19 protein-coding genes are annotated in these 23,218 nt (G+C 66.9%); 8 read left to right on the forward strand and 11 right to left on the reverse strand.

Features of this window, described 5'->3' with window-relative positions; genetic code table 11:
* Window positions 1-25: 25 nt before the first annotated feature.
* Entirely contained in the window at window positions 26-1,864 is a 1,839-nt protein-coding gene (locus N4264_RS02030) for an aspartyl protease family protein (RefSeq protein WP_261695414.1), read from the forward strand.
* 826 nt (window positions 1,865-2,690) lie between these two features.
* Here N4264_RS02030 and N4264_RS02035 read toward each other — a convergent pair.
* The 5 genes from N4264_RS02035 to ubiK all read right to left on the reverse strand — a co-directional run bounded on the left by N4264_RS02035 (window position 2,691) and on the right by ubiK (window position 6,807).
* Window positions 2,691-3,260 carry a nucleotidyltransferase family protein gene (locus tag N4264_RS02035; protein WP_261695415.1) on the reverse strand — a complete coding sequence of 190 codons (570 nt, stop codon included), beginning with the start codon at window positions 3,258-3,260 and terminating at the stop codon, window positions 2,691-2,693.
* Window positions 3,257-4,252: an XdhC family protein gene (locus N4264_RS02040; RefSeq protein WP_261695416.1), complete on the reverse strand. Its 996-nt coding sequence runs from the start codon at window positions 4,250-4,252 to the stop codon at window positions 3,257-3,259. Before N4264_RS02040 ends, N4264_RS02035 begins: the two co-directional genes overlap by 4 nt.
* A 100-nt stretch (window positions 4,253-4,352) precedes the next feature.
* Complete coding sequence (locus tag N4264_RS02045; protein WP_261695417.1) at window positions 4,353-5,855, reverse strand: YifB family Mg chelatase-like AAA ATPase; 1,503 nt, start codon at window positions 5,853-5,855, stop codon at window positions 4,353-4,355.
* Between the two features lie 257 nt (window positions 5,856-6,112).
* A complete protein-coding gene (locus N4264_RS02050; RefSeq protein WP_261695418.1) occupies window positions 6,113-6,358 on the reverse strand; it encodes a hypothetical protein in 246 nt (81 codons plus the stop codon).
* A 194-nt stretch (window positions 6,359-6,552) separates the two neighbouring features.
* The gene (ubiK, locus tag N4264_RS02055) at window positions 6,553-6,807 is read right to left on the reverse strand and encodes a ubiquinone biosynthesis accessory factor UbiK (RefSeq protein WP_261695419.1); all 255 of its coding nucleotides are present in this window, start codon (window positions 6,805-6,807) and stop codon (window positions 6,553-6,555) included.
* Between the two features lie 170 nt (window positions 6,808-6,977).
* Between ubiK and N4264_RS02060 the strand changes: the two genes are divergently transcribed.
* Window positions 6,978-7,316, forward strand: coding sequence for a P-II family nitrogen regulator (locus N4264_RS02060; protein WP_261695420.1), 339 nt, complete (start codon window positions 6,978-6,980; stop codon window positions 7,314-7,316).
* 3 nt (window positions 7,317-7,319) lie between these two features.
* On the opposite strand, the gene N4264_RS02065 is transcribed toward N4264_RS02060, so the two are convergent.
* Window positions 7,320-7,469 (reverse strand): hypothetical protein, encoded by a 150-nt coding sequence (locus tag N4264_RS02065; RefSeq protein ID WP_261695421.1) that lies wholly within the window; start codon window positions 7,467-7,469, stop codon window positions 7,320-7,322.
* 176 nt (window positions 7,470-7,645) lie between these two features.
* Complete coding sequence (locus N4264_RS02070; protein WP_261695422.1) at window positions 7,646-8,581, reverse strand: bifunctional helix-turn-helix transcriptional regulator/GNAT family N-acetyltransferase; 936 nt, start codon at window positions 8,579-8,581, stop codon at window positions 7,646-7,648.
* 342 nt (window positions 8,582-8,923) lie between these two features.
* Here N4264_RS02070 and gltB point away from each other — a divergent pair, with 342 nt between their 5' ends.
* From gltB to N4264_RS02100, 6 genes are all read left to right on the forward strand, one after another.
* Window positions 8,924-13,387 carry a glutamate synthase large subunit gene (gene gltB / locus N4264_RS02075; protein ID WP_261695423.1) on the forward strand — a complete coding sequence of 1,488 codons (4,464 nt, stop codon included), beginning with the start codon at window positions 8,924-8,926 and terminating at the stop codon, window positions 13,385-13,387.
* Window positions 13,384-14,805, forward strand: a complete 1,422-nt coding sequence (locus N4264_RS02080) for a glutamate synthase small subunit GltD family protein (protein WP_261695424.1) — start codon at window positions 13,384-13,386, stop codon at window positions 14,803-14,805. The genes gltB and N4264_RS02080 overlap by 4 nt, the downstream gene beginning before the upstream one ends.
* Before the next feature lie 149 nt (window positions 14,806-14,954).
* Window positions 14,955-15,335, forward strand: a complete 381-nt coding sequence (locus N4264_RS02085; protein ID WP_261695425.1) for a hypothetical protein — start codon at window positions 14,955-14,957, stop codon at window positions 15,333-15,335.
* Between the two features lie 57 nt (window positions 15,336-15,392).
* On the forward strand, window positions 15,393-16,580 hold the full coding sequence (locus N4264_RS02090) for a DUF2167 domain-containing protein (RefSeq protein WP_261695426.1): 1,188 nt from the start codon (window positions 15,393-15,395) through the stop codon (window positions 16,578-16,580).
* A 249-nt stretch (window positions 16,581-16,829) separates the two neighbouring features.
* Window positions 16,830-18,152: an acetyl-CoA C-acetyltransferase gene (locus N4264_RS02095; protein WP_425508328.1), complete on the forward strand. Its 1,323-nt coding sequence runs from the start codon at window positions 16,830-16,832 to the stop codon at window positions 18,150-18,152.
* Window positions 18,153-18,245: 93 nt separating this feature from the next.
* A complete protein-coding gene (locus N4264_RS02100) occupies window positions 18,246-19,370 on the forward strand; it encodes an RDD family protein (protein WP_261695427.1) in 1,125 nt (374 codons plus the stop codon).
* A gap of 93 nt (window positions 19,371-19,463) precedes the next feature.
* Here the strand turns inward: N4264_RS02100 and N4264_RS02105 are convergent, their stop codons facing one another.
* The 4 genes from N4264_RS02105 to N4264_RS02120 all read right to left on the reverse strand — a co-directional run bounded on the left by N4264_RS02105 (window position 19,464) and on the right by N4264_RS02120 (window position 23,141).
* Window positions 19,464-20,042, reverse strand: coding sequence for a YkvA family protein (locus N4264_RS02105; RefSeq protein ID WP_261695428.1), 579 nt, complete (start codon window positions 20,040-20,042; stop codon window positions 19,464-19,466).
* A 176-nt stretch (window positions 20,043-20,218) separates the two neighbouring features.
* Entirely contained in the window at window positions 20,219-22,063 is a 1,845-nt protein-coding gene (locus N4264_RS02110) for a phospholipase D family protein (protein ID WP_261695429.1), read from the reverse strand.
* Window positions 22,064-22,070: 7 nt separating this feature from the next.
* A complete protein-coding gene (locus N4264_RS02115; RefSeq protein ID WP_261695430.1) occupies window positions 22,071-22,664 on the reverse strand; it encodes a YceI family protein in 594 nt (197 codons plus the stop codon).
* 6 nt (window positions 22,665-22,670) lie between these two features.
* Window positions 22,671-23,141 (reverse strand): SixA phosphatase family protein, encoded by a 471-nt coding sequence (locus N4264_RS02120; RefSeq protein ID WP_261695431.1) that lies wholly within the window; start codon window positions 23,139-23,141, stop codon window positions 22,671-22,673.
* Window positions 23,142-23,218: the final 77 nt, after the last annotated feature.

A 23,218-nucleotide genomic window follows, 5' to 3' on the forward strand; every position in this document is an offset into this window, starting at 1 on the left:
TCCTTCGACAATGGCAGGAACTCCGATGAAACGACGAAAGCGATGGCTGGCCAGTGCACTCTTCCTGTGTGCCCTCGCGCCGTCTGCCCAGGCGGCAACCACAGATGTGTTTGCCGAATGCGCCCGCGCGGCTGGTGACTGGAAGGCGGTGCGCATCGTGCAAAGCGAGGGCGAGCTGCGCGTCGGCGGCCTGAAGGGGCCACTCGAGGGCAGCGAAGACGTCACGACCGGGCAGCGCATCACGCGCTACGACCTGGGCGTCGTGAAGGGCGCGGAGGGGTTCGATGGCACGTCTGCCTGGTCGCAGGACCCTGGCGGCGAAGTCACGGCGCTCGACACCCCCGAAGCGCGCCGGCGCACGGCGACGGACAGCTGGATCAGCCGCCGCGGCTACTGCGGGGCCGATGCGCAAGGTGCGACGATCGGTCCGGTGAGAACGGCTACCGAAGAGGGACGTCCCTTCCAGGTCGTCGACGTGACGCCGGTGGACGCCAACGCGATAACACTCTGGTTCGATGCCACGTCGCATTTGCTCGCGCGCACGGTGACCCGCAGCGGCAGCGACACGGTGACGACGACGTATGACGACTGGCGCAACGTCGACGGCATCCAGCTGCCGCATCGCATCGTTTCCGACAGCGGCGACGTGCGCAATCGCAGCGAAATCCTCATCGCGCGCTACCGGCATTCGGCGGCCGCCGATGCGACGCGATTCGCGCGCCCGCCGATGCAGCGGGGAACAGCACGGGTCGAAAACGGCCACACCACCGTGCCCTTCGAACTGGTCAACAACCACATCTTCGTCACCGCCCGCGTCGACGGAAAACCCCTTCACGTACTGGTCGACACGGGAGGCGCCAACATCCTCGTGCCGCAAGCCGTGCAGCGGCTGGCACTCAAGTCGGAAGGCCAACTTGTTGCGCGTGGCGTCGGTGAGAAGGCCGTCGACCTGGGAATGACCCGCGCGCAATCCCTGACGCTCGCGGGACTCACCTTCGAGCAGCCGTCGTTCTACGTGATCGACCTGGATGTGCTGCCACAGGTCGAAGGCGTGCCCGTGGACGGCATCCTCGGCTACGAAGTCTTCCGCCGTTTCATCGTACGCATCGACTATGCGGCGCGGACGCTGCACCTGTACGACCCGTCCTCCTTCACGCCACCGGCGAAGGCGACGGCAATGTCGTTTGCGCTGACCGAACGGATCCCGCTGATCGACGCCACGATCGACGGCCTGCCGGCGCGCGTATCGATCGACACGGGGTCGCGCTCGTCGCTGAGCCTGCATTCGCCCTTCGTCCGGGAGCACGGATTGGTCGAGAAGCTGCGCGGTGGCCCGGAGTCCGTGGCCGGCTGGGGCGTCGGTGGTCCATCGCGCGCGCGGCCGGCACGCTTGCCCAGCCTGAAGATGGGGGATGTGACCCTGCGGAACCTGGCGGTGGATCTTTTCACCGGCGACAAGGGCGCCTTCGCCAATCCCGAGATTTCCGCCAATCTGGGCGGCGGCGTGCTGCGTCGATTCACGGTCACGCTGGACTATGAGAACCGCCGCATCTACCTGGAACCAAACTCGGAATTCGGTGAGGCCGACTCGTTCGATCGCAGCGGACTATGGCTGCACAGCGATGGTGCGGCACTCAAGATCGTGGAAGTGGCGCCGCACAGCGCGGCCGAGAAGGCCGGACTGAAAGCAGGCCAGCGTCTGACAGCCATCGACGGCATGCCGGTCGCCCGGCGGACGCTCGCGCAGTGGCGCGCGCACCTGCGTGACACCGCAGCCGGTCAATCCGTCGCGCTGCAAGCGGAAGGGCAGTCCTCGCCCGTGGCCGTGGTCCTGGCCGATCGGATTCCCGCACCGGCGCAATAACGCTGGTAATCCCCCGCTGAGAAGGCCGCGCGGCCTCGTTCGTCAGCCGGAGGGAAAGCGCGTGCGGGCCGCCGGAGCAGGCGCCGTTGCGAGCAGAGGGGAAATGGCGAGGCGAGAGGGAGAAGTGCCTAGCCCGGTACCGGTGATCGGGGGGGAGGAGGGAGTCAGCCGGTACCGGGCAGGCGGGGAACCCGGGCGTTTCAGAACTTGGGGACGCCATGGGCATCTTCAAGGTCCGACAGCGTCGCTGCCAGGCGACGTGGGGAACTTTCCCCAGCTCCGTCCAACCGCATCGAGGCGGGGGAGGAGCGCGTTGGATGGAGCCAGGGAAGCCCTTAGCGGTAGTCCATCCGCATCAAACGCCGGAACGTGTCGGTCGGAAATCCGACCAGGACGCTCCCGTCTAATGGTGTGATCCGATGAGGAGCGGTGGCGCAACAGGCAGTTTGCTGTTACCGGCACCGGGCAAGGCCGCGCTGCGGCGCTCGACATCCCCCAATGATCCAGGCGTTTCGCCTGAAACGCGATCTATTCCGAGCGAAAGCACCAGATCGGCAACACGCAATCGGTGAGTTTCGCCATAACAGATTGCGGCTTCGACGCGAGCTGCGAGCGACGCGCTCTACGTCGGTCGTCGGTTCTGCGTACCTTCCAGCGGCCATGCACCTCACCGCGGAAGACGTCGAACCTGTCGACCCGGGGAGAATTATCCGGCGCGATATGCCCAACTTGAATAGGACCAAGGTCGTAGGTCGGCCCGACGCCGCAAAACTCTTTTAGCGGATTTGGACGTCTTTACGGATATTTCAAACAAAACAACCGAAATTCAGCCAAATTCGGATGTCAGGTCTTCCGGAACGTCAAGATCGTTTGCAAGTTCCTCGCACACAATCGGCGTGACCTGATCCATCCGCTCCTGCAGCAGGAAACGCGCGCCCCGCTCGCCGGAGAGCCCCGCATTTTCCAGCCAGGAACGCGGCAGGACAGCCGGAACGCCGATGCAATCGCCATAGCGGCTCGCGACCGCGCGCAGCGGCGAACGGTGCCATGTCTCAACCAGGTCGCAGACGTGCGTAACCGGCAGCGCGTACTGATCGCACAGCAGGATCACCACACCGGTACAGCCCTCGTGCAGCGCCTGTACACCTTCGCGCAACGAACTGCCCATGCCTTCTTCCCAGTGCACCGCCCGCACCGGACGGACGGGCAGGTCCGCCACCTCGCGGACGATGGCGTCGGCAAGATGACCAACGACGAGCACCGCGTCATCCGGCTGCACCGCGAGTGCGAGGCGGCAAGCGCGTCGTACCAGTGACTCACCGCGCCACCGCACCAGCTGCTTGGGCCGGCCCAGGCGTCGTGAACGCCCGGCGGCAAGGACGACGACACCGATCATCCGCTGACGCCAGACCGGAACTGCGCTAGCGCGGCAACGATGGCGAGCGCGATGGCTTCCGGCCCTTCGCCGCCCAGGCGCAGTCCGACGGGTCCGTGCAGCCGCGGCTCCAGCGCCCTCGCCTTCGCCTCGCCCAGTTCGTCCAGCAGCATCGCGCGCCGCGCCGGAGGGCCGAGCAGCCCGACAAACGGAATGACCGAATCAGCCAGCACGGACAGATAGCAACGATCGTGTTCGATGTGGTGGCTCATGACGATGGCCGCGTCGAATGTCGCAACTTCCAGCGCGAAGGCGCAGTCGCGCGGAGCCGCGGACGACACGCTGTCGGCGTTCGCCGCCATCGCTGCCCAGCGCCCCCGATGCTCCACCACGTGCGTGATCCAGCCGACCGAACGGCACAGCTGCAGCAGCGGCGCGGTCTCAGGGCCGGCGCCCAGCAGCATCAGCCGCGGTGGACGTGCGATCGTGACCATCCACTGGCGCGCAGACGTACCCGGCACCGTACCCGGCCATTCCCACCGTTGCCCATCCACCTCCGCCGCACCCGCCCCGTGCGCATCCAGCTGCAGTGAAAGATTTCCCGTGGCAGTTCCGAGCGCACGCAAGGCCAGCGTCAGCGGCGATGATCCCGAAAGTGGCAAAATAGCCAAATGAATAATGCCGCGGCAGCCGGACATGGAACCGAACACGCGGTCATCGTCCGACAGCGTGTTGATGGCGAATACGCGGGCCTCGCCGCTGGCGATCACCTGCGCGGCCGAGTGCTCCAGCTCGGCTTCGAGGCAACCACCCGAAAGCCAGCCCTCGCGGCGCCCGGCCGCATCGACCAGGATCAGCGCGCCGGGTTTGCGATAGGTCGACCCTTCGGTCGCAACGACGATGCACAGTGCCGCGTGCTGCTGCGGGCGCTCCGGCAGCGCCTGCAGAATGGCCCGCAATCCGCCGGCGGGGGCCAGCTCGTTTCCCAGGCGTGCACTGCGCTCGACAATCATTCTTCCAACCCCCACTGACCCGTCCCGGCATTCTAGCGACGCGACCGCGCCACGCCGCAGCGCCCGCCGCACGATCGGCACCCTCCGGCGCCGCGCCGGGTCAGCGGCGGTCGATCCGGCGGTACTGGATCGCCTCCGTAAGGTGCGGGGTACGAATCGCAGCGGACTCATCCAGGTCGGCGATCGAACGCGCCACCCGCAGCAGCCGGTGGTAGGCCCGGGCCGACAGGCCCAGCTTCTCGACGGCGCGCTCGATCAGGGCGCGATCACCGGCGCCGAGCGCGCAATCCCGTTCCACCTCGCGATTGCCCAGCGCTCCGTTCGGCTTTCCGGCGCGCTGCATCTGGCGGTCGCGCGCCGCCAGTACCCGCGCCGCGACAACGGCCGTCGATTCGCCACCGCCCGTGACCCCATGCAGCTCGCCGAGCGGCAGCCGGGGAACTTCCAGGCGCAGGTCGATCCGGTCCAGCAGCGGCCCGGAGACCCGTCCGCGATACCGCTGCACTGCGTCCGGTGAACACGTGCAGTTCCCGCGCGGATCACCAGCGTAGCCGCAGGGGCACGGATTCATTGCGGCAACCAGCTGGAAGCGGGCGGGAAACTCCGCCTGTCGCGCGGCGCGAGAGATGAGGATATGGCCGGTTTCCAGCGGTTCACGCAGCACATCCAGCACACGCCGCTCGAACTCGGGCAGCTCGTCCAGGAACAGCACGCCGTGATGGGCGAGGCTGATTTCGCCGGGACGGGGAATCGAACCGCCGCCCACCAGCGCCGCGGCCGACGCAGTATGGTGCGGATAGCGGAACGGACGCTGCTTCCAGCGTAGCGGATCGATACTGTGCCCGGCGACCGACCGCACGGCGCACGATTCCAGCGCCTCGGCGTCCGCCAGCGGCGGCAGCAGGCCGGGAAGGCGGCTGGCCAGCATGGTCTTGCCGGTACCGGGCGGACCGACGAAAAGCATGTGATGCCCTCCGGCAGCCGCGATCTCCAGTGCACGCCGCGCCTGGGCCTGGCCGCGCACGTCGGCCAGGTCGGCATCGGCCATGAGCGGTGAACATTCGCCCAGCGACTCGGGCCGCGGCAGCTGCGCAGCGTCGCGCAGGTGGGCGCAGACATCCAGCAACGAGTGCGCGACGCGGATGTCGGCGTCCTCGACCAGGGCCGCTTCCGGCGCATTGGCCGCGGGCACGATCGCGCAGCGGCCCGCCGCGCGGGCGCCCAGCAATGCCGGCAGCACACCCGTCACGCGGCGCAGCTCACCCGACAGCGCCAGTTCCCCGACGAACTCGCACCGCGCCAGCGCATCGCGCGGAAGATGGCCCGAGGCGGCCAGGATGCCCAACGCGATGGGCAGATCGAAGCGACCGCCGTCCTTGGGCAGGTCCGCCGGCGCCAGGCTGACGGTGACACGGCGCTGCGGGTAATCCAACTGTGTATTTTGTATGGCGACGCGGACACGGTCGCGCGATTCCTTCACCGCCGTTTCCGGAAGACCCACTATCGAAGTTCCCGGCAGTCCACCCGAGAGGTGGACTTCCACCGTCACCGGTGGCGCGCAGACACCTTCCTGCGCGCGGGTGTGCACAATCGCAAGGCTCATAGAGATATCCGTATGGGCGGGTTGGCGCCGAAAATCACATCCGTTCCACGCCTGCCGCTGAAGGTGGCCGTCCATGGCCGGGTCCGCACACGCCGGGAAAGCGAAAACCTGTGCGGATATCCAAGCGGTCGGGCATCGCGTGATGCCGGAATCGACAGGCGCGGCGCATGATGTGCCGCGAGGCATGAAAGCCTGCGCTCTGGTTCGCGGAACCTTGCCGAAGGTGGTATTCAGCTGCCCGCGTAACCCGGCGCTTGCTAGAACGGATCAAGCTGGGAGGAGAGTTCGCGAATGCGGCGTTCGACATCAGCCAGGCGCTCCCAGGTCATCGCGGACACCGCGCGCTGGAGTTCCAGTTCCTGCCGTGACACCAGGCCTCCGTCGCGCAGTTCCTGCCGCGGGCCGCGCGCGTCGGCGACCACGCCAAGCGCTTCGAGGAGCTCCTCCTCGGTGAACAACAGCTCGGAGAACCGGCGCGGCGAGCGTGAGCGGGAAAAATCCATTTGTCACTTCCTTCCGTGGTGGGGGTGGAGGAAGTGTAGGCAGTGCGCCGTTCACGCCCTATGGGTGAACGGCGCGTCGTGCTATCAGAAATTTCTGATTTGAGCGGAACGCCGGTGTGGAGAGAGCACGGCCGCACGGCGCAGCGCCGCCGTGCGCCACCCTACAGGACCCGACTAGTTACCGGCAGAGCCGCTCACTCGTCCGACGCAGGCCGCTGCTCCAGCTCCGCGACGCGGGCTTCCAGCGCTTCCAGTTTCTCGCGGGTGCGCAGCAGCACGGCGCGCTGCACGTCGAACTCCTCGCGGGTGACCAGGTCCATGCGGCGCAGCCCGGCGCGCAGAGTGTCCTTGAAATTGTTGGCGAGGTCCTGGCCGGCGGCATTGAGACCAGGGGGCACCAGCTCGGCCAGGCGCCGGGCCAGTTCGTCGATGTTGCGTACGTCGATCATGGTGATGTCTCGCAAGGGGATGGTGACAGTGTAGCTGCTGTGGTGCGGTGACGGACCCGGACAGATCCGCGCACTGATGGATCCGAAACCTGAGAGTCCCGAGGCATCCGTTCGCGCCGGGGCTTGGGCTATATTCCACCTGACCAGACGCAACCGACCGGGATCACCGCATGAAAATGATCATGGCCATCATCAAGCCGTTCAAACTCGATGATGTGCGCGAAGCCTTGTCCGAAGTCGGCGTACAGGGCATCACCGTCACCGAGGTCAAGGGCTTCGGCCGTCAGAAGGGCCACACCGAACTGTACCGGGGCGCCGAGTACGTGGTGGATTTCCTGCCCAAGATCAAGCTGGAAGTGGCCGTGAGCGAGGAGATGGCCGAACGCGTGGTCGAGGCGATCATGCATTCGGCCAACACCGGCAAGATCGGTGACGGCAAGATCTTCGTCTATGCGCTTGACCAGGTCCTGCGCATCCGCACCGGAGAACTGGACGCGGACGCGCTCTAGCGGCTAGCGCGTATTGTTGCGCGGCGCTTCTTCGCGTCCGCGGCCGTCCTGACCCTTGTCGCTCTGGCGTGGACCGGGCATGCCCTGGTTCGGTGTCTTCACGTCGGGTTGCTGGTTTTCCTGCTGGCGTCGGCTGTCCTGGCGATTGCCCATGGTGCTCTCCCGAAGAGCCGCTTTCCGCGGCGGTCAGGGCAGGAACGGCAAGGTTCATGCCGTCGCTTCCCCCGCGTCGACGTACCCGCCGGGACGTCGCGCCGCGCAGCCTGCCGGAATGGACGCGATCATCTTGCGCATTGCCCGGTGCCCGCCGGCGTTTCGAACGCGACCGCTCAGGTCGACCCGTCGTGCAGGCGGATGGCCCAGTTCTCGGCAACCAGCGGACGGCCGAAGCGGGAATCCAATTCTTCACTTTCCCGCCGGAAGCCGGCTGCGTGGTAGATCCGTCGTGCGGCATCCAGATGCGCATGCGTCCAGAGCACCATGCGCCGGTAACCGGCGCCGCGCGCAAATCGCACGCATTCGTCGACCAGGCGGCGGCCGAGTCCGTGGCCGCGCGCCGCAGGTTCGAGCAGCAACAGACGCAGCTTGGCCGTCGCGTCGTCCTCGCGGACGACAAATACGCAGCCGAGCCGCTGGTGATCACGTTCGGCGATGAAGGCGCGTTCGCGCCGGGGATCGTGCTGGCGCCGGAATGCCGTGGCGACTTCGGCCACCAGGGTTTCGAAAGCGCTGTTGTAGCCGTGTTCGACGGCATAGAGCACGCCGTGGCGTTCGATGATCCAGCCCAGGTCGCCGGGCGCCAGGTCGCGCAGCAGGATCGGGCCGGTGTCGCGCGGTGTGCCGAGTATCTGTCGGATACGGCCGAACGCGGCCAGCAGGTCTGCCTGGCCGGCGGCATCGACGTCCGCCAGCAGTCGGCGGATATCCGCGGCCGCGCGCGCATCCAGTGCGGCGAAGAGCGAGCGGCCCTTGGCGGTGAGCACGATCTGGCGGCGGCGGGCATCCAGCGGTTCCGGCGAGCGGGCGATCAGGCCAAGCCGCTCGAAGCGGGCGAGCAACCGGCTCAGATAGCCCGTATCCAGACCCAGTTGCGTAGCGATGTGAGTGGCGGCGGGCGATGCCACGGTTGCCAGTTCGTACAGGACACGCACCTCGGTCAGGCTGAACGCACTACCCAGTAGGTGCTCTCCCAGCACGCCGATGCGCTGGGTGTAGAAGCGATTGAAGGCGCGGATGGCGCGGACCGTATCGGAATCGACAGCCATGGTGCGGTTTCCTTCACGGTCAGTGCGGAAGACACGTCGTGCAACGTCCACATGACGATTGACGATGACATCAGAATAGTTGACGCCGTCAGCGATCTCCACAATGACGCCGCACAAATGCGTGCGCACGACCCTGCTTATGCCGCGTGCAGCCGAACGGCTCCCGCAGCGCCGTGGAATGCGGCTGGGGAAAAGTGATTTGACGCATCGCACCATCCATGCTTCATTCGGAGGCGTCGCACGACCAGATCGTGCGGCCAAGCTACATGGAACGTGCTTTGCCCACGCCCCATCCGCGTGGCCGCACTGGATCGGCTACCGCGGCTCAGCCAGGAAATTCGCATGACGCGACGCAACACGCCGCGGCTTTACGACCCGGCCATGGAGCACGACAGTTGCGGCTTCGGACTGATCGCGCAGACCGGAGGCAGGCCCAGCCGCTGGCTGGTCGATCAGGCGTTTGCCGCGTTGGGGCGCATGGCCCATCGGGGCGGCGTCAACGCCGACGGCATTACGGGTGACGGCAGCGGCGTGCTGCTGTACCGGCCCACCGCCTGGTTGCAATCACTGGCGGCGTCAGCCGGTATCCGGCTCGCACCGCGTTTCGCCGCCGGGCTGGTGTTTGTCAGCCATGACGCGGCGTCGGCGCAAGCGTCCTGTGCCACCCTGGCACGCCTGATCGAACAGGAAGGACTGAGCGTTGCCGGCTGGCGCGAAGTGCCGGTGAACGCCGCGGCCTGCGGGCCGCTCGGCAGCGCGTATGCGCCGCGTGTGCGTCAGGTGTTCGTGAACGCGCCATCGGATTTTGACGAAGCCTTCTTCGAACGCCGCCTGTTCCGTGCGCGGCGCCGCGCCGGCCAGGCGCTGGAGCAGGATGAACAGTTCTACATTGTCAGTCTGTCGGCCGCGACCATCGGCTACAAGGCCATGACCGCGCCGGGGCGTCTGCGCGATGCCTTCGACGACCTGTCTCATCCGGAGCTTGCCGCCTGCGCTGCGGTCTTCCACCAGCGCTTCTCCACCAACACGCTGCCCAACTGGCGCCTGGCTCAACCTTTCCGGCTGCTGGCGCACAACGGCGAGATCAACACCATCCGGGCCAACCGCTCCTGGGGCGCCGCCCGCGCGGTGAAGATGGTGTCGCCGCTGGTGGATCTGTCGGATATCGGGCCGGTGGTCGGTGCTGCGGGTTCGGATTCGCAGAGCCTGGACGAAATGCTCGATGTGCTCCTGGCGGGCGGGTTGGACCTGATCACCGCGATGCGCATCCTCGTTCCACCGGCCTGGGGAGCCCGTGACGACCTCGACGAGGACCTCGAAGCCTTCTACGAGTACTACGCACTCCATAGCGAACCCTGGGACGGCCCCGCCGGCCTGGTCATGTGCGACGGCCGCTACGCGGTGTGCACGCTCGACCGCAACGGCCTGCGTCCGACACGCTGGCTGCGCAGTGAGGACGGCCACGTCGCGATCGCTTCCGAGGCAGGCATCTGGGACATTCCCGAAGAGGCGATTACCGCGAAAGGCCGGTTGGGGCCGGGTGAAATGCTGGCGATCGACCTGGTCGAGCACCGCGTGCTCGACAACGCCGCGATCGATCGGATCAACCGTGCACGCGCACCCTTCAAACAGTGGCTGCGCGAGGAAGTGACCTACCTGGAATCGCATCTGATCGACCCGGCGCTGGCCGCAGAGCCGTTCTCGCCGGACGTGCTGGCGCGTTTCCAGAAGCAATTCGCCCTCACCCGCGAAGAGCGCGACGTCGTGCTCAAGTGCCTTGCGCAGGATGAGGCCGAGGCGACCGGTTCGATGGGCGACGACACGCCGATCGCCGTGATGTCACAGCAATCGCGCCCGCTGTACGAATATTTCCGCCAGGCATTCGCGCAGGTGACCAACCCCCCGATCGATCCCCTGCGCGAACGCCTGGTGATGTCGCTGGTCACGCAGATCGGGCGTGAGGGCAACATCTTTGCGCTGTCGCCGGAAAACGCGCGTCAGGTGCTGCTCAACTCGCCGGTCCTGTCACAGCGCAAGCTGCGCCAGATCCTCGCCCTGCCCCAGGCGCAGGATGCGCAGATCAAGCTTGATCTCTACTACGACCCGCACGTCGGATTGCGCGCCGCCATCGAGGACCTGTGCCTGCGCGCGGAGGCCGCGGTGCGCTCCGGCGTGCTGATCGTGCTGCTGTCGGACCGCTACCCCGTACCCGGACTGCTGCCCGTACATGCGCTGCTGGCGGTCGGTGCGATCCACGCGCACCTGGTCCGCGCGCAGCTGCGCTGCGACTGCAACCTCATCGTCGAGACGGGCACCGCGCGCGATGCGCACCACTTCGCCTGCCTGATCGGGTTTGGCGCGACGGCGGTGTATCCCTACCTGGCCTATCAGACCCTGTACGACATGAACCGCCGCGGCGAAATCCAGGGCCGCGAAGGCGAGGCGCCCTCGGAAATCGGCCGCAGCTACCGGCGCGGCATCCGCAAAGGGCTCCTGAAGATCCTCTCGAAGATGGGCATCTCGACCATCGCCGGCTATCGCGGCGCCCAGCTGTTCGAGATCGTCGGGCTGGATCGCGACGTCGTCGACCTGTGCTTCCCGGGCACGCCGTCGCGTATCGGCGGCGCCGGATTTGCCGACATTGAAAACGAATACCGCGACCAGCTCGCGGCCGCGCGCGATCCCAGCTACGCCCTGCCGCCCGGTGGCCTGCTCAAGGCCGTACCGGATGGCGAATACCACATGTATAACCCGGCCGTGATCGGCTCGCTGCAGGCTGCCGTGCGCACCGGCGATGCGGCGCTGTACTACGACTATGCCGATCACGTGAACACGCGTGCGCCGGCGGCGCTGCGTGACCTGCTGGACCTCGTACCGGCTGGCCCGCCGATTCCGCTGGAGGCGGTGGAACCGGTGGAATCGATTCTGCGCCGCTTCGATTCGGCGGGCATGTCGCTCGGCGCGTTGTCGCCGGAGGCCCACGAGGCGCTCGCGATCGCGATGAACCGGCTGGGTGCGCGCTCCAATTCCGGCGAGGGCGGCGAAGATCCGCTGCGCTACGGCACGGAGCGGATGTCCAAGATCAAGCAGGTCGCCTCGGGCCGCTTCGGCGTCACGCCGGCGTATCTGGTCAATGCCGAGGTGCTGCAGATCAAGATCGCCCAGGGCGCCAAGCCCGGTGAAGGCGGGCAGCTGCCGGGCCACAAGGTCAACGGGCTGATCGCCCGCCTGCGCTACGCCAAGCCTGGCATCGGCCTGATCTCGCCGCCGCCGCACCACGACATCTATTCGATCGAGGACCTCGCCCAGCTCATACACGACTTGCGCGAAATCAACCCGACCGCGCTGGTTTCGGTGAAGCTGGTGTCGCATGCGGGCGTCGGCACAATCGCCGCCGGTGTCGTCAAGGCGGGCGCGGACCTGATCACCGTCTCCGGCCATGACGGCGGAACCGGTGCCAGTCCGCTGACATCGATCCGCTACGCCGGCTCGCCCTGGGAGCTGGGACTGGCCGAGACGCAACAGACGCTCGCCATGAACGGCCTGCGGGACCGCGTGGTGGTGCAGACTGACGGCGGCCTGAAGACGGGCCTGGACGTGATCAAGGCTGCCGCGCTCGGGGCCGAAAGCTTCGGCTTCGGCACCGCGCCGATGGTGGCGCTAGGTTGCAAATACCTGCGTATCTGCCATCTCAATTCCTGCGCGACGGGCGTGGCGACCCAGAACGACGTGCTGCGGCGCAAGCACTTCCTGGGCCTGCCGGAGATGGTGATGAACTATTTCCGCTTCGTCGCCGAGGAGGTGCGCGGCATCCTGGCCGGGCTGGGCATCGCGCGGCTGGGTGACGTCGTGGGACGCGTGGACCTGCTGCAGCGGCGCGCGGGCGTCACGGCCAAGCAGGAACAGCTGGACCTCGACCCGCTGTTGCATCGCGCCCAGTTTGAGCAGGCACGCCTGGTTGGCGATTGCGCGGCACCTTCGGCAGCGGCTTCCGACAGCCTCGCCGAGCGCATCGTGGCTGATACGGCGGATGTGGTGGCGGCGCGCGCCGGCGGCGAGTTCCGCTACAGCGTGCGTAACACCGATCGCTCCATCGGTGCACGCCTGTCGGGCGAGATCGCGCGCCGCTGGGGCGACGAAGGGCTCGATGCCGAACCGCTGACGCTGACCCTCACCGGCAGTGCCGGCCAGAGCTTTGGCGCCTGGAACGTGACCGGCCTGCACCTGCACCTGACCGGCGAGGCCAACGACGGTGTCGGCAAGGGCATGCACGGCGGCCGCATCGTCGTGCGGGCACCGGCGCAGGCGCGCTACGCGACCCACGAAAGCGCCCTGGTTGGCAACACCTGTCTGTATGGCGCGACCGGCGGCGAGCTGTACGTGGCTGGCCGCGCCGGCGAGCGTTTCGGCGTGCGCAATTCCGGCGCCCTGGCGGTGGTGGAAGGCGTGGGCGACCACGGCTGCGAATACATGACCGGTGGCGCGGTGGTGGTTCTGGGCAGCGCGGGTCTCAACTTCGGCGCCGGCATGACCGGGGGCTACGCCTACGTGCTCGACCTGGAACGCGATTTCGTCGATCGCTACAACCACGAGCTGGTCGATATCCACCGCATTTCGCTCGAAGGCATGGAGAACCACCTGCAGCATCTGCGCGGACTGATCCGTTCGCATATCGCGACGACGGGCAGCGCCTGGGCCTCGCGCCTGCTGGTGGACTTCCGGGACGTTCTCCACAAATTCTGGCTGGTCAAGCCCAAGGCGGCGAGCCTTGACGCGCTGGCCGAGGCACTGAGGCGCGCGGCATGAGCGAAAAGACATTTCCCTTTCTCAAGTTCCACCGGGCGTTGCCGCAGGAAGTGCCGGTGCCGGTACGTGTGCTCGGCTACGGCGAGATCCACGGCAGCTACCTCAACGGCGATGCGAGCGATCAGGCCTCGCGCTGCCTGGATTGTGGCAATCCCTACTGCTCCTGGGGCTGCCCGCTGGCCAACCGCATTCCGCAATGGTTGCAGCTGGTGCGGGACAACCGCATCGAGGATGCGGCCACCCTGATGCACGAGACCAATCCCCTGCCGGAAATCTGTGGCCGGGTCTGCCCGCAGGACAGGTTGTGCGAAGGCGCCTGCACCCTGGAGGAAGGATTCGGCGCGGTCACCATCGGCAGTATCGAACGCTGGGTGACCGACGAAGCGCTGCGGCGTGGCTGGCGTCCGCCGATGATCACGGACGAACGCAACGGCCGCCGGGTGGCCATCGTGGGGGCCGGCCCGGGTGGACTGGCCGCGGCCGACCGGCTGGTGCGCAGCGGCACCGCGGTCGACGTGTTCGACCGCTACGAGGAAATCGGTGGCCTGCTGACGTTTGGCATTCCGGCGTTCAAGCTGGACAAGAGTGTGGTGCGGACGCGCCGCGCGGTACTCGAAGAGCTGGGGGTGCGTTTTCACCTGGGCGTGGAGATTGGCCGCGACCTGGCATTCGACGCACTGCTGCGCGACTACGACGCGGTGTTCATGGCGACGGGCGCCTATGCCTTCGTCGATGGCCGTCTGCCCGGCCAGGACCTCCCGGGCGTGCTGCCTGCGCTGCCCTTCCTGGTTGCCAATGCGCGGCGTCTGCTGGGTACGGCCGGCGGCGATGCCGTGCCCGATCTGGCGGGCAAGCGCGTGGTCGTGCTGGGCGGTGGTGATACCGCGATGGACTGCGTGCGTTCATCCATTCGCCTGGGCGCGGCGAAGGTCAGTTGTGTGTACCGGCGCGACGAGGCCAACATGCCCGGCTCGCGCCGCGAAGTGAAATACGCCAAAGAGGAAGGTGTGGAGTTTGTGTTCCAGCGCCAGCCACTGGCCGTTCTGGGCGCGGACCGCGCCACCGGGGTGCGCGTGGTGCAGACCGAGCTGGTCGCTGGTGCGCGCGGCCGGGCCTCGTCACAACCCGTGGCCGGCAGCGAGACTGAACTGCCGGCCGATGTGGTGATCCTGGCGTTCGGCTTCCAGGCCAGTCCGCCCGACTGGTGCGATGCGCTGGGCATCGAGCGCGATGCGAATGGTCGGATCCGCGTCGGCGGTGCCGGTCGGCTGCCACTGCAGACTACGCATCCGAAGGTGTTCGCCGGCGGCGACACCGTCCGTGGCGCTGACCTGGTCGTACGCGCCGTGCTCGACGGCCGCGAGGCGGCCCGCTCGATCGACCGGTTCCTGGTCGCGCAAACGGCCGTACCGGCCTGAGCGCTGTTTTCCCGCCGCGCGGCTGCGGCCGCCGCGGGACCCGTCGGCACAAAGCGCGCATTTCCAGTGAAGCGCGTCACGTCCCGGCTTGCCCGGCCCGCAGGCGCCTCCCATACTGTCGGATCACCTGTGGGTAGTGGGGAGGTGCCATGCGCAGCATCGGTCTGATCGGCGGTCTGCTGGTTTCCACAATGGCGTTCGGTCTTGAGCCGCCCGCCAGGGAAGAACCTGCCCCGACGCAGGAAGAGCGGATCAGCCGCATGATGCAGCAACCGGCAGCCTCGCCGGCACCGCCAGCGGCACCCAAGGCCGCTGCAAAGCCGGCGCGAAAGGGCAAGGCGGCGGCACCGGATCCCCACGAGAGCCTGATCGGCCAGAACGTCGCCGTGGAGACGGGCGACCGGGGGCTCTACCTGGGCGTGCTCACGGCGGTATCCAAGGATGCGCTGACCCTCGAGATCACCTTGCCGACCCGGCGCATCGCGTTTCCCATCGCGCGCTCGAGCGTGGCGCGGGTGACGCCGCGCTGAGCCGGTTCTGCGCTGCTTCGTGCCCTGTGCGGCGGATTTGATCGACCCGGGTGAAACATGACTCTGGCTTTTCTTGCATTTGCGGTATCCCTGATCGTGAGCCTGTTGATGGTGGTGCGCGTCTGGCGCGCCAGCCCCATGGACGGGATCCTGTCGCTGCTGGTGCCCTTCTATCTGCTGATAGCCGTGGTGAAGTACTGGAGCGATCCGGAGCACAGCATTCGCGGGCATGCGGTCATCCTGATCCTGTGTTCGGCGCTGGCTTACTATGGAATGAGTAGCGCCGTATCGGACTACGCGGACCAGATCGAACAGCAGACCATCGAACTGACGCCGCAGCAGAAGGCCGCGCTGGAAAGCGGTGACGACGAGCAGATCGCGCGGGTCATGGATGAGCTGCGCCAACAGCACGGCGTACCGCCCCTGGGCTATGCGGGCGATGATGCAGGCGGCCAGGCCGAGTCGGCGCCGGTGGTGTCGTCCACGCCGGCGGTCTCCGCGCCGTCTTCCGCCAGCAACACGTATGAGTCTTCCAGTGCGGGCAGTGAAGAGAGTGCAATGCCGGTCACGACGCGCCCGGTCCCGGTCGCCAGCTACGCGGACGTTGCCAACAGCGTGGTTTTCCAGCGCGGCCGCTGGGCGCGCGAGGCCACGGGCTTCAGCCTCGACGTGCCGCACAGTTTTCACATCCTCGGCGGCAACGATGCGCGGCGCCTGACGACCGCCCTGGGCGGCGCGGAGGATTCCCGCCTGATCGGCTGGGTGCAGCACGAGAACCTTGATATCAAGGACACCAAGGCCTGGCACGTGAAAGTGCGCTGGCATCCGGACGGCTGGATCGGTGCCGATGCCAAGGGCCTGGACAGCATTGCCCTGTTGCAGAAGGCCCAGGCCCAGGGCGCGCGCCCCACTGGCGTGCTCAGCAGTGCCGGCGACCTGGTCGGCTATGCGGTGGCGCCGGGTTTTGACGGACACGTGGTGGACTGGAGCGAAGAGCGCCTGGCGCCCGACAGCGACAAGACTGTGGTCGATTGCCACGCGGTGGCGCTGGGACTGCGCGGCGCCGTGGAGTTCACCATCCTGGGGATGCCGGCGGCCTCGCGCGCGTTGTGCCATTCCAGCGTGCTGCTGCTGGCCAACCGGATCACCTTCAACACCGGTCGTGAGTACACGCCGACGGCGCCGGGCGACGGGTTGCCGCGCGCACCGTATACGTTGTCGGGCCTGATCACGCGGGGCCCCTAGCACCGCGGTTGCAGGCCGGTCGGTGCAGCGTTGGCCGGGTCCCCGGCGCGCGCGGTAGTGTGCATACTCGGGCCCTCGACGGTCAGCATTCGCCGGACCTTCCGGAAATTCCCGCGGCCCGTCGCACGGCGAAGGCGCGGATTCCGGCGGCGCCGGGCGTTCGGATAGGAGACGGGCCGCAATGGCTGCCCCCGCCTTCGGAATCCAAAACGTACGGAATAGAATAAGAAGCTCGTGCGAAGTGCCTGGATCGACAGGCCTGCGCTCCCTCACCCCGCAGGAAGGCGAATCGTGAGCAGCAAATTACGTGTCGGCGTCATTGGTGGAACCCGTATCCCGTTTTGCCGTAACAACACCGCGTATGCCGATGTCGGCAATCTCGGCATGTCGATCAAGACCCTCGGCTCCCTGGTCGAAAAATTCGGCCTGCATGGCGTGGAGCTCGGTGAGGTGGCGCTGGGCGCGGTCATCAAGCATTCGTCCGACTGGAACCTGGCGCGCGAAGCCACGCTGTCGTCGGGTCTGGCCCCCACCACGCCTGGTATCACCATGGCGCGGGCCTGCGGCACCTCGCTCGATACCATCGTCCACATTGCCAACAAGATCGCCCTGGGCCAGATCCAGGCCGGCGTTGGCGGTGGTTCGGACACCACCAGCGACGTGCCGATCGTCTATGGCCGCAAGCTGCAGCAGCGCCTGCTGTCCCTGGTGCGGGCCAAGTCGCCGCTGGACAAGATCAAATCCGGCCTGCGCGGCTTCCGCTTCGGCGAGCTCAAGCCGCATTTCCCCGGCGTGGCCGAGCCACGTACCGGCAAGTCCATGGGCGACCACTGCGAGCTGATGGCGCGCGAGTGGAACATCCGCCGGGAAGATCAGGACAAGCTGGCCTGGGAAAGCCACCAGAAGGCGGCCGCGGCGTACCAGCGCGGCTTTTTCAAGGACCTGGTCGTACCGTTCCGTGGCGTGGAACGCGACAACATCCTGCGCGCCGACACATCGCTGGAGAAACTCGGCACGCTCAAGCCGGCCTTCGACAAGCATTCGGGCAAGGGCACCCTGACTGCCGGCAATTCGACCGCGCTCACCGACGGCGCCAGTGCGGTCCTGCTGGCCAGCGACGAATGGGCGGCGGCACGCGGGCTCAAGGTCCAGGCCTACCTGACCCACGCCAAGGTCGCGGCAGTCGACTTCGTGCACGGCGAAGGTCTGCTGATGGCGCCGGCCGTGGCCGTGTCGCAGATGCTGCAGGAAGCCAACCTGACGCTGCAGGATTTCGATTTCTACGAGATCCACGAAGCCTTCGCCGCCCAGGTGCTGTGCACGCTGCGCGCCTGGGAGAACGCCGACTACTGCCGCAACCGCCTGGGGCGTGCCGAGCCGATGGGATCGATCGACCCGGCCAAGATGAACGTCAACGGCTCCTCGCTCGCACTGGGTCACCCTTTCGCCGCCACCGGCGCCCGCATCGTGGCGACCTTGGCCAAACTTCTGGAAGAGAAGGGCTCGGGCCGCGGGCTGATCTCGATCTGCACGGCCGGTGGCATGGGCGTCACCGCCATTCTCGAACGCTGAGGCGGGTCACCCCTGCCGTCTTGCGCAGCGGACGGGACGCGGTAAAGTCCCGTTCGCGCCGCTCCGATGTGCGCGCCGACAGTGGGGAGAAAAATGGATAGTTCAAAGCACGCGCTGGTCCTGACCGGTACTCTGCAACCGGGCTACCAGGCCGATCAGGTGTGGCCGGCACTGGCCAGCTATTTCCGCATGGAGACAGCGAAGGTCACTGACCAACTGGTGCCGCGTTCGCCGGTCACCGTCAAGGAGAGCGAGGACCTGGTCAAGCTGCAGGGCCTGCAGGACGGCCTTCGCGGCCTGGGTGCCGACAGCGAGATCTTCCCGCTGGATGAGCGTGGTAGCCTTTTTGTCGTGATCGGCGGCAAGCCGCGCGGCCCGGTTCCCTACAGCCTGGTGGAAGCCCGCGTGGCCGCCGGCGACTGGTCGGGCAATGTCGAAGTCGCCAAGGTCGGCAGCAGCAACTGGCAGGCCTTCAGCCGCCTCAACGCCCCTGCCGCGCCGCCGTCGCCACCGCCGGAGTTCGGTGCGCCGCCGCCGGCCCCCCGCGGAGCGCCGGTCGAACACACGGCCTATATGGCGGCACCGCGTACGCCGCCACGGCCGCCGGCCGCCGCCGCTTCGCCCTACGCGCCACCCGAAGCGACGCTCTCCAATGCCGATGGCCCCGTATTCGAATCCGGCGAGCCGCTTCCCGCCGGCGATGCGATCCACGCCGGCTTCTGGCGACGCTGTGCGGCGGCGACACTCGATGGTTTGATCCTGGCCATTCCCAACAATCTGCTGGGCATGATTCCGTTCCTTGGATTCATCGCAGCGATCGTCGTGGCCTGGCTGTACAGCGCGTTGATGGAAAGTTCGGAACGCCAGGCGACGGTCGGCAAGATGGCGATGGGCCTGAAGGTCACCGACGAGTACGGCAACCGGATCGAATTCGGCAAGGCGACCGGACGCCATTTCGCCAAGATCCTCTCGGCGATCATTCTGGGCATCGGCTACATGATGGCCGGCTTTACGGCCCGCAAGCAGGGTCTGCACGATTCGCTCGCCGGTACCTGCGTGGTATTTGACGACGTCACGCCGGGCCAGCCGCTGCCGACGGAGCGCCCGCCGATGCCCTGGTACGGCTGGTTGCTCAATGTGCTGCTGTTCGTGATTCCGATCGTCGTCGGCATTGGCGTGGCGATGGTGCTGCCGCAGATGATGCGCAACATGAACTGACCCTTGCGGACACCGCAAACGCAAGAAGGGCGCCCCGGGGCGCCCTTCTTCGTTGCGCTGGCGCCGCGACGTCGTCGCAGGGCCTGGCAGTGATCAGCCGAACTTGAACAGGGTCGGGCGCCAACCGCCGCCCGCGCCGCTGTAGGAGTCACGGCGACGGCGGCGCATGCGGTCCTGCAGTTCGTCGCGACGGCCTTCCAGCCAGTCGGCGCGCTGCACGTCGTGGTCGGACGCATCGACGCCCAGCCGACGTGCTTCACTGGTGCGGAAATCGCAGAAGTCCTCGTAGGCGTCCAGCTCATGCTTGAGCTCGCGGACGCACAGTTCGATCATGATGGCATCATCGAGGAAACCCAGCACCGGCACGGTGTCGGGAATCACGTCCTTCGGGTCTGCGAAGTAGGTCAGCGCCGAGAGCACGCGCTGTTTGTCTTCGTCGGGCAGCGCCCAACCGGCGTCATGCACCATCTCGATCATGGCGCCGAGCTTGCCCAGGCGCTCGCCGATGAACGCCGGAACGGCGCAGCCGGCCGAATCGGCCAGCAGCCTTTTGGCGGCATCAGTGACCTGTTGCGCCGAGAGGTGCCTGGCTTCGTCCTGGGCCTTTCGCATGCCGTCGATGAAGTGCTGCAGATCGGCATCGCCGAGTTCAATCGTGATGGTGAGGGACATGGAAAGATCCGCGTTCGTAGGGATTAGGCAGACTAGCCAGAGCCAGTCGGCGACGTCAATTCGATATAGGGCTGGGGTCCGCATGGTAGCGAACTTTCCCTGCCCTGGCGTAGCCCGCAGCGATGAGGCGCCTCGGCCTGGCCCTGTATAAAAGGGCGACCGGACGCAGGGTCTTGCTAGAGGATGCCCACCAGGCCAGCCCCGAAGGCGGTCACGATGCGTGTGTAGATCGACTTGAGCGGTAGTGCCACTTCGGGGAAGTCCCCAACCGGTTCATAGCACTCGTAGAACCGCGGATCGGTGGAACGCAGGGGCTGGCAGCCGGGCTTGAGTTCAAAACTGGTGGCATAGCGGAACGGCCAGATATCAAACACCGGCAGTGCGGCGGAAAGATCAGCGATGGCATCGTTGACGCCTTCCACCAGTCGCGGGCGCGGGCGTTTGGCGACCGTCCAGGAATTGCCCGGCTCGGTATCGCGCAGGATCGAGGCGCGCAGTGCGGTGGAAAATGCCTCGTCGGCGATGATGAAACCCGATTCGGTGTTGTAGTTGTCCGAGCGCGGATCGAAGTTGTGCGAGCCGATCAGCGAGATCCGTCCGTCAATGACGAAGGATTTCGCATGGATGCCCATGCGCACGCCCCCGCGCTTGACCGGCGCCGGATCGAAGCGGCCGCGGCCGGTATCGCCGTCGCGGCCCGACAGGCGGGCGTAGTCGGCGACCAGTTCCGGCGCGTGCGCCGGGAATGGACGGAACTCGAAGATCTCGAAACCGAAACGCTTGATGTAGCGTTTGCGGTATTTGTGATAAAGCGCATAAACATAGAATGCGTCGGTTGCCGCAAGCGAGTTGGTCGACACGACCACGCGCAGCTGCGGGTTGCTCTCGTGCAGTTCACGGAAGACGCGCCGCGCCGGCCGGCTGATGACCAGGTACGGCGTCTGCACGATAATCTCCTGTTGCGCGCCCTTGAGCAGGGTGATGATGCGCCGGGTCAGTTCCTGATCGGCGTGGTTGTCGGGCTGAATTGGCTTGTTGGGAGAATCAGAGAAGTAGTCGACCGTGCCGACGCGGAACGCCGTGTCGACGAACGCCTGGCTGATCCAGGCCGTGTCGTCGGCTTTTGCCGAGAGTGCTTCCACGCGCGGCGCGTTCTCCCACGCCGGTGGCGCCCAGGCGCCCGGCAGCGGGCTGTCCGAGAGCAGGCGGCGATTGACGTCCTTGAGCTGGGCCATGGTGCGTGTGCGCGGGTGTACCCAGAACAGTTCGAACGATTGCAGCATCTGCCGTCCGGCGACCGGGCCGGTCACCATCACGTCGCGATCGCGGTAGTCGTAGGCCTCGTCCCAGTCGAAATAGCGGTTCTCGTAATTGCGCCCGCCGGCGATGCCGATGACCCCGTCGACCAGCAGCAGCTTGTTGTGCATGCGCTGGTTGAACTGGAAGAAGCAGCACAGCAGGTTGGCGGCGAACTCGAGCGGGGGCGTCGCCGCCTTGTCGAAGGCCGGATTGTAGAGGCGGATTTCAAGATTGACGTGGGCGCCGGCGACCTGGCTCAGCAGGGTGCTGTCGCCCAGCGAGAACAGCTGGTCGGCGAGGATGCGCACGCGCACGCCGCGCCGCGCCGCCTTGATCAGCTCATCCAGCACCAGGTACCCCGCATCGTCCTGGGAGAAGATGAAGGTCTGGGTATCGATGCTCGCGCGCGCGGAGCGGATCAGATGGATGCGCAGCGCCAGCGATTCCGCGCCGCGATCCAGAATATTGGCGAAATGCACCGGTGCGGTGTCGCTCGAGCCGGCGCCGGCCTGATCGATCAGGCGGCGCAGCGGCGTATCGCTGGCGCAATGGTCTGCGCTGCCGCAGTGGTCTTTCCGGTCGACCTGTGCCTGGATGACCGCTTCGGCGCGCCGTACGCGGTCGCGCGACAGGGCGCAGCCCTGCAGGAGCAACAGGGCGAGGAGGAGGACGATCATGCCACCCGGGCACAGGCAAGACAGGCGCAACGAGAACAGACGCATCAACCGCTCAACTGGAATCACCGGCCGCAGCCGCAAAGATCACGAAATGCAGCCGAACGCGGTCACTGAGCGTGCCGCGTCGGCTGCGCATGCCAAATTCCGCCCGGGAGATCGCGCCCTCGGCCTGCACCGGGCAGGCGCGGGAGGCACGACCGGGGCATTGGGATGCCGCCAGGTGGAACCGGGTGGGACGTTGAATCCCCCGTACTGTCAATTTTCCCGGGATATCGCCGCCGCTGTCGAGCACCGCCAGCGGAAACGGTTCTGAGGTAAATGTGATTACTGGAAATTGCGCGACATCGAAGAACTCGGCCGACTTGACCCAGGTTTCGTGCGACTGCCGGCGCATGTCGACGCGGCGCGCATCAATCACCGCCTCGACCTGCGCCTGCCCGGCTTGCGCATCAATGCGCACATGACCGCTGACGCCGCTGAACCGGCCGGAAATATCCATCAGCCAGAGCGCACGGACGGTGAATTCCGCGCTGCTGCGCTGGCGGTCCAGCGCGATGGTCTCTGCGGTCGCTGCACAGTTCGTCAGGGCGCACAGTCCGGCCAGCGCCAGACCGTGCCAGAGTGCCGCTGGCCGTCCCTGTGCCATGGCCGCTCAGGGTGACCAGAACGCCTTGAGGCTTCCGGCGCCTGGTTCGAGCGAACCGTCGAGTTCGAGCCAGGCGATACCCGCCGGTGGCATGCCGCGAAATTCGCCGGACTGGCCGGTCGCCAGCAGGGCCACGAGGGTTTCGATACCGGGATTGTGACCGACCAGCAGGACCTGCTCGGCGTCGCTGTGCGAATCGAGCAGGCTCATCAGAGTGCCGGCCGTGGCGTCGTAGATCGCCGGCTCAAAACGCGTATCGCTGAATTCCAGTGCGGCCAGGACGCGTTCCAGGGTTTGCCGGGTGCGCGCAGAGGGCGAACACAACACCCGCGCCGGCCGGGCGCCGCGCCGCTTGAGCCACGCGGCGGCGGCCTCGGCTTCGGCCTCGCCGGTCAGGCTGAGGTTGCGTTCATCGTCGGCCTCGCCGGCGCGGGCTTTCTCGGCATGGGCGTGGCGCAACAGAATCAGTTCGTGCATCGCATTCCCCTCTTGGGCCGTCATGGCCGGCCTATGTTGCCGCAAGCACGGGCACTCGTGGCAAGGGTTGCCGATGC

The sequence above is a fragment of the Tahibacter amnicola genome (assembly GCF_025398735.1).
Classification (GTDB): domain Bacteria; phylum Pseudomonadota; class Gammaproteobacteria; order Xanthomonadales; family Rhodanobacteraceae; genus Tahibacter; species Tahibacter amnicola.